Origin of the sequence: Actinomadura sp. NPDC000929, assembly GCF_040492065.1 — a bacterium.
In the GTDB taxonomy this organism is placed as follows: Bacteria; Actinomycetota; Actinomycetes; order Streptosporangiales; family Streptosporangiaceae; genus Spirillospora; species Spirillospora verrucosospora.
In genome coordinates this window covers 1-7,145 of record NZ_JBEUPA010000248.1, presented here as the reverse complement: position 1 = coordinate 7,145, position 7,145 = coordinate 1, and the positions used below count along the sequence as shown (strand labels likewise).

Annotated in this window: 3 protein-coding genes; all 3 read left to right on the top strand. The window is 73.9% G+C overall.

Annotated features, from left to right (window positions below):
- Positions 1-2,692 (top strand): MinD/ParA family ATP-binding protein (locus ABWI04_RS40965; protein ID WP_353835781.1); only part of this gene is annotated, 2,692 nt, incomplete at its 5' end.
- Between the two features lie 166 nt (positions 2,693-2,858).
- Positions 2,859-5,348 carry an ATP-binding protein gene (locus ABWI04_RS40960; RefSeq protein WP_345177018.1) on the top strand — a complete coding sequence of 830 codons (2,490 nt, stop codon included), beginning with the start codon at positions 2,859-2,861 and terminating at the stop codon, positions 5,346-5,348.
- Positions 5,345-7,145, top strand: a 1,801-nt coding sequence (locus tag ABWI04_RS40955) for a type IV secretion system protein (protein WP_353835780.1), incomplete at its 3' end; no start/stop codon positions are given. The genes ABWI04_RS40960 and ABWI04_RS40955, both read left to right, overlap by 4 nt.

The window sequence follows — 7,145 nt, the reverse complement described above, 5'->3', positions numbered from 1 at the left end:
CCGTCCACTGCGCGCCGAGCGACAGCGGGACCTTCTTGTGGTCCCGCGCCCCGCGGCCGCCGCCGCGCCCCCGTCCCTGGTCGACTACGCGGCCCAGCGCGAGCCCGTCCCAGCCACCCCGCTCCCCGCCGCCTCGGAGCCCGCCGTCCCCCCGTCCGCCGCGCCCGAGCCCCTCGTCCCGCCCAGGGCGTGGCGCCGCACCACCCGCGACATCTCGCACGAGGACGACGTCCTGCCCCTTCCCGCCGGCGCCGAGCAGCCCCCGGCGACGCCGCGGCTGGAGGTCCCTCCGCCGGCCTCGCCCCCGGGCTCCGGCAAGCGCGCCCTGGCCTCCGGCGTCCGCCGCCCGGGCGAGCAGGCCGAGTTCTGGCAGGCCGTCCCGGCCGGCGACACCCGGCCCGACGTCCCCCAGCAGTCCCGCCCCGACGTCCGCAGGGCCGCCGAGGAGATCGCGGGCGCCCCCGAGCCGCCCCGGCACGACGACGAGCAGCCCCCCGCGCCGCCGGGCGTCCAGTGGACCCGCCCCGCCGAACCGGGCGACGGCGTCACGCGGCAGCCCCCCGCCGAGCCCGAGCAGGACCGCGACGCCGACGGCGAGCGCGTCCGCGTGAGGCAGACGTTCAACGGAGAGCCCGGCGACACGAAGGTCGCCGGCACGCGCACCCCGCACCCGGCGGCCCCCGCCGCGACCCGCCCCGACATCCCCACGGTCCCCGGCGCCTTCGGCGCCCAGCCCCCCCAGCACCGCGCCCCGGAGCCGGTGCGCCCCCCCACACCCACAGAACACCCCACCGCCCCGGAACACGCCGAGGCACAACCGCCCCAGCCCCCCGAGCGCCCCGCCACGCAGGGGGAGCCTCCTACCGCGCTGCCCGAGCTGCCCGCCGCACAAGGCGAACGTCCCCCCGCGCTGCCGGAGCGCCCTGCCACGGAGGGCGAGCGTCCTGCCGCGCAGACGGAGCGGCCCGCCGCGCATGGGGAGCGTCCCCCCGCACTTCCCGAGCGTCCCGCCGCGCAAGGGGAGCGTCCCCCCGCGCAGCCGGAGCGTCCTGCCGCGTGTGGGGAGCGTCCCCCCGCCGTGCCGGAGCGTCCCGCTGCGCGGGGCGAGCGTCCCCCAGAGTTGCCCGAGCTGCCCGCTGCGCGGGGCGAGCGTCCCCGCGCGTTGCCGGAGCGTCCTCCCGCGCAGCCGGAGCGTCCCACCGCCGTCCCGGAGCGTCCCACCGGCGTGCCGGAGCGTCCCGCTGCGCGGGGCGAGCGTCCTGCCGCGCAGACGGAGCGTCCCGCTGCGCAGGGGGAGCGTCCCCCCGCACTTCCCGAGCGTCCTGCTGCGCAGGGGGAGGGGCCCCGTGCGTTGCCGGAGCGTCCTCCCGTACTGCCGGAGCAGGGGGGTGGGCAGGTGGTGCGGCCGCCGGTGGTGCCCGGGTGGACCGTGCAGCGGCCGCCCGCGCCGCCGGAGCGGGAGGCTCCGCGGCCCGAGATGCCCGCCGCATCGGCGGAGCAGGCGAGCGCGCCGCCGGTGCGTCCCGCCGCGCCCCCCGAGCAGCCCGGGGTCCTGAGGGAGCCGCCCAGGCCCTGGTCCAAGGGGCTGTCCAAGCCGCAGCGTCCGGACGTTCCCGTGCCGGTGGCGCCGCCCGCGCAGGACGTGCCGCCCGTGGAGCCGCCGCGGCCGGTGGAGCAGCGTCCGGTGGAGGAGGAGGCGCCGCCGCGGGAGGTGCGGTCGCAGCCCGCGTCGCCCGTCCGGCCACGGCCGCTGCCGCCGCCTCCGGCGCCCCCGCCGTCGGGTCCGGCGATCACGCCGCCCGGTCCCGAGCACGAGGTGACGTCCGGCGGGCTGCGCCGGCTCATCCACGCGGTCGGCGGCGGGCACGGCGAGGTCGACGCCGACTACCAGCAGCGGATCCAGCAGCCGTTCCACGGGACGCGGCACGTCGTCGTGCTCGGCTGCACCGGCGGCGCCGGGCAGACCGTCACGGCGCTGATGCTGGGGCACACGTTCGCGCAGCACAACGGCGAGCCGGTCGTGGCGATCGACGTGAACCCCGGGCCGGGCGCGCTCGCGCGGCGCACCCGCAGCGACACCAACGAGACGCTGACCGGCCTCATCACGCGCGCCGACCAGGTCTCCAGCCTCACCGCGATGCGCCGGTACACCTCGCAGGCCAAGTCCGGCCTCGACGTCATCGCGGCGGGCAAGAACCCGCTGCAGGCGCTCGACGACCGCGACTACGCGCTCGCCATCCGCACCCTCGACAAGTTCTACTCGGTGACGCTGCTGGACGCGGCCGCCGCCGTGGTGGCGCGCGTCCTGCCCTACGCCGACCAGATCGTCCTCGTCGCGCCGGCGAGCGCCGACGCGCCCCGCGCCGTCGCGATGACGTTCGAGTGGCTGGACGGCCACGGCTACGAGGAGCTGCGGTCCCGCGCGGTGACGGTCATCAACGGGGTGAGCCGCCGCAGCATGGACGACGTCGAGCAGGCCGAGGCCGTGGCCCGGGGCCGCTGCCGGGCGCTGGTGCGCATCCCGTGGGATGATCACCTGAGTATGGACCGCGCGCCGCGCAACGAGCTGAAGTCGTTGCGCACGCCCACGCGGCGTGCCTATCTTGCCCTCGCCGGCGTCGTGGCCGGCGGCTTCACCGTCATGCCCGAGCGTTACCAGGAGCTTCAGCAGGAGCAGGAGGCCACCCGATGAGCGCCCCTCGCGGGCATCGAGCGGAGACCGAAGTGGACCGGGCATTGCTGGCGGACGCGCCTGACGTTCATGACCGTCCGGATGGCGAACACTCTCCCGGGCAGCCCTGTGCGGCCGCCCGGCGGTGGAGAGAATCGTTGATCGGAACCGGCGTCGGGAGGACGGCATGAGCAAGTCGAGCCGACTGGCCGTTCGGTACTTCGACGACCGCGTCCTGCTGACCGACAGCGCCGCGTGGGCGTACTTCCGGCTCCCCACGGTGTCCTACGAGTTCACGACCGGTGAGGAGCGCGAGGCGCTCGCCACCAACATCACCATCGCGCTGGCCGGCATCCGCATGCAGGACGCCGAGGTCCATCTGCGGATCGGGCACCGGACGTATCCGGCGGCGGAGTGGGCGCTGGCGCTGGACCGGACGTCCGACGGCGGCCCCGGGTGGCGGGAGTACCTGGAGGAGACCTACGCCCACGTGTGGGCCAAGGACTTCTGGACCAAGGAGGTCTACCTCGGGGTGCGGCTCGGCCAGCGCGGCATGGGCGCGCAGCTGTCGGGCGGCGTCCTGTCGCAGCTCCTCAGGGCCTACAAGCGCAGCGAGAGCGTCCTCGGCGTACACGACGACGCGGTCGACAAGAAGGAGATCGCGCGCTGGACGGAGCAGGCCGACCGGATCGGCCGCGCGCTCGGCGGGTCCGCCCTCTACGCCAGGCACGCCACCTCCACCGAGGTCGCGTGGCTGTTCCAGCACGCGGTGACGGGGGCGCTGGCCGATCCGCCGCCGTCCGCCGTCCCGCGCCGGGCGTGGGGCAAGGGCGAGATCGAGTCGCTGGTGGAGGGAGCCATCCACAACGGGCGCTCGTACCTGCGGATCGAGCAGCCGAACTTCACCGGGGCGGGCGGCGGCGCCACGGCCGCGTCGTACGTCGCGTACCTGTCGTTCGCGCGGTTCCCCGACATGATGCCGTTCCCGGACGGCGAGCCCTGGCTCCACTACGCCGACGCGCTGCCGTTCCCCGTCGAGATCAGCGCGCGGATGAAGCTGATCCCGCCGGCGAAGGCGTCCAAGGACGTCTCGCGCAAGCTCGCGCACGCCCGCGACATGGACCAGCACATCCGGGAGGCGGGCGCGGAGGCGCCGATCGCGCTCGCGGAGCAGATCGACGCCGCCCGGATGCTGGAGCACGGCATCACCAAGGAGCGGCTGCCGTTCGTGTACGGGTGGCACCGGCTGATCGTGTCGGCGCCGACCGAGGAGCTGCTCGCGCAGCGCGTGGACGCCGTCGTCGAGCACTACCGCGACATCGGCATCGACGTCGTCAACTCGACCGGCGACCAGTTCTCCCTGTTCCTGGAGTCGCTGCCCGGCGACCAGATCCGGCTGAACGCCTACGCGCAGCGCCAGCCGCTGCGCACCATCGCGGGCGGCATGCCGGTCGCGACCGTCGACCTCGGCGACCGCACCGACGACGAGGGCGGGGGCTGGGTCGGCCCCTACATCGGCGAGACGCTCGGCCGGGCCCGCGCCATCGTGCACTTCGACCCGCTCGTCGCCGCGGCGCGCAACCGGCCGACGGCCGTGGCGATCACCGGGGAGCCCGGCGGCGGCAAGACCACGCTCGCGCTGCTGCTGATCTACCAGATGGCGCTGCGCGGCGTCACGATCGCCGCGATCGACCCGAAGGGCGACGCCGAGTCGCTCGTGGAACTGCTCAAGGCGCGGGGCCGGAGGGCGCGCATCCTGCCGCTCGGCTCGGCGGCGCCGGGCCTGCTCGACCCGTTCTCCTTCGGCGACGACCTCGCCACCAAGAAGATGATGGCGACCGAGACGCTGCGGCTGCTGCTGCCGCGGATGTCGGAGGAGCGCGAGTCCGCGATGATCCAGGCGGTCGGCGCGGTCGCCAACGCCGAGCGGCCCTCGCTCGGCCGGGTCGTCGACTACCTGGAAGGCGCCGACGACCCGGCGTCCAAGAACCTCGGCGCGGTGCTGCGGTCGATGTCGGAGATGCGGCTCGCGCGGCTGTGCTTCGACCCGTCCGGCGGCGAGCGCATCGACAGCGCCGGCTGGACGACCGTGTTCACGCTCGGCGGGCTCACCCTGCCGGACGTCACGATCCCGCGGGAGGACTACTCCTACGAGCAGCGGCTGTCGGTCGCGCTGATGTACCTGGTGTCGCAGTTCGCGCGGCGGCTGATGCACGGCCTCGAACGGCGGCTCCCGAAGGCCATCTTCCTGGACGAGGCGTGGGCGATCACCTCGACGCCGGAGGGCGCCAAGCTGGTGCCCGAGGTGTCGCGGATGGGACGCTCGCGCAACACCGCGCTGATCCTGGTCTCCCAGAACGCGGGAGACCTGCTGAACGAACAGGTGACGAACTGCCTGTCCTCGGTGTTCTCGTTCCGCTCCACCGAGCGGGTCGAGGTCGGCAACGTCATGTCCCTACTCGGGGTCGAGGCGTCCGACGAGCACAAGGCCGTGCTGCGCAACCTCGGCAACGGCGAATGCATCTTCCGTGACCTCGACGGCCGAGCGGGGCGCATCGGCGTCGACCTGATCTCCGAGGAACTGCAGCGTTGGCTGGACACCAACCCGACCCGGTCCCGTCCGGGCACGTCCGAACTCACCGCCGCGGGGGCCGAGGTCGAGGAGGTCTCCCGATGATGGGGTCCCGCGAGGGGGCGGCGCGCCTGCAGCGCTCGCCCGGCGAAGGGCTCGACCGCAAGGCCCTGCGGCGCCCGCGGCGTCCCCGGCGCCGCCGCGCGCCGCGCACGCGCCGCTCGGTGCTGCTGCTGGTCGTCATGGCGCTGTTCATGCTGGGGCCGCTGTCGCCGGCGTCCGCGTCGGTCCCGCAGCTGCCGAACCCGCTGAACGACGCGTGCAGCCCGGCCGACCATCCCGCGCCCGAGCAGTACGGATCCGGGACGGACGGCATGATCAAGCCGCCCGACTACCCGGACGAGCAGCTGAAGAAGACGCCGGTCGAGAAGCTCACGTACTACGACCGGTACGGCACCGCCGGGCAGACCTGGTACGCGGTCGACATGGGCTGCTCGGACGCGATGTCCATGATGGGCAACGCGATCGCGAACACCGTGTTCACCCTCGTCCGGACGATCGACCGGACGACGATCAGCGTCTACCAGGCGGCCGCGTCGGAGTCGCTGCTGAGCTGGCTGAAGGACACCGTCGACGGGGTCATCACCAACGTCGGCAAGACGTTCAACGCCCGCTACTGGTCGTGGGTGATCATCCTCGGCGCGATCTGGCTGGCCTGGTGGGGCCTGGTCCGCAGGCGGGCGAGCAAGGTCAGCGAGGGCGTGATCTGGATGGTCGCCGCGATGGTGGCGCTCACCTGGCTGATCACGCGGCCCTCGGACTTCACCACGCTCGGGACGAAGGTGTCGGAGGCGACCAGCGCCGCGTTCAGCGCGGCGCTGCCACCGAGCGATACCAAGGGCGGGACGTGCGTTCCCGTCCCCGAGGGCAAGCCCGACCCGGCGACGTCGAAGGACATCGACGCGACGTCCCGCAACGCCAACGCGCTGTGGGTGGCGCTGGTCTGCAAGCCGTGGCTCCAGGGCGAGTTCGGCACCAGCGACCCCAACGCGAAGATCATCAAGCAGAACGCCGACAAGCTGCTCTGGTCGCAGGCGGTCGACCTCCCGGAGACGTACGGCACGAACAAGGTCGACCTGGGGAAGAAGTCCGACGCCTACAAGGACGTCACGAAGGACATCCACGACAACCATCCCCAGAACTACGCGCTCTTTCAGGGTAAGGACTGGCAGAACCGCCTGGGAGTGTCGCTCATCGCGCTGTTCGCGGCGCTGGTCGCGGGCCTGCTCATCCTGGTCATCGCGCTCGCGCTGATCGTCGTCAAGATCGCGTTCCTGCTGCTCCTCGTGGCGGGGCCGATCTTCCTCGGGATCGGCATCCATCCGGGCGTCGGACGCGTCGTCGCCATCCGCTGGCTCGAACTGCTGCTGTCCATGCTGCTGAAGCAGGCCGCGCTCATCGGCGTGCTCTCGCTGCTGCTGTGGGCCTACAGCCTGATCCTCGGCGAGACGCTGCCGTGGGGCCTGCAGGTGGTGCTGATCGCGCTGGTGACGTTCGCGGCGTTCGTGTACCGCAAGCCGTTCCAGCACCTGTTCTCCGCCGTCGGGTACTCGGCGGTCGGGGCACGGGGCAAGGGCGAGGCGGAACTCGACAAGTCGGTCGCGGCGGCCCGCAAGAGCACCGAGGCGATGCCGCCGGTGGCCGCTTACCAGATGTTCCGCAAGGCCAAGAACGACCCGGCGATGGCGGCCGCCCTCGCCGGCGGCGTGACGGGCGGCGTCGTGGCGGGCACGGTGGCCGCGGCCGACCGGTCGTCGCCCGGCGCGGGCACGGAGCAGTCGCCCGAGGACGCGCCGGTGCTCGCGGCCAAGCCGCGCGGCGCGGGCGCCGCGGCGGCGCAGG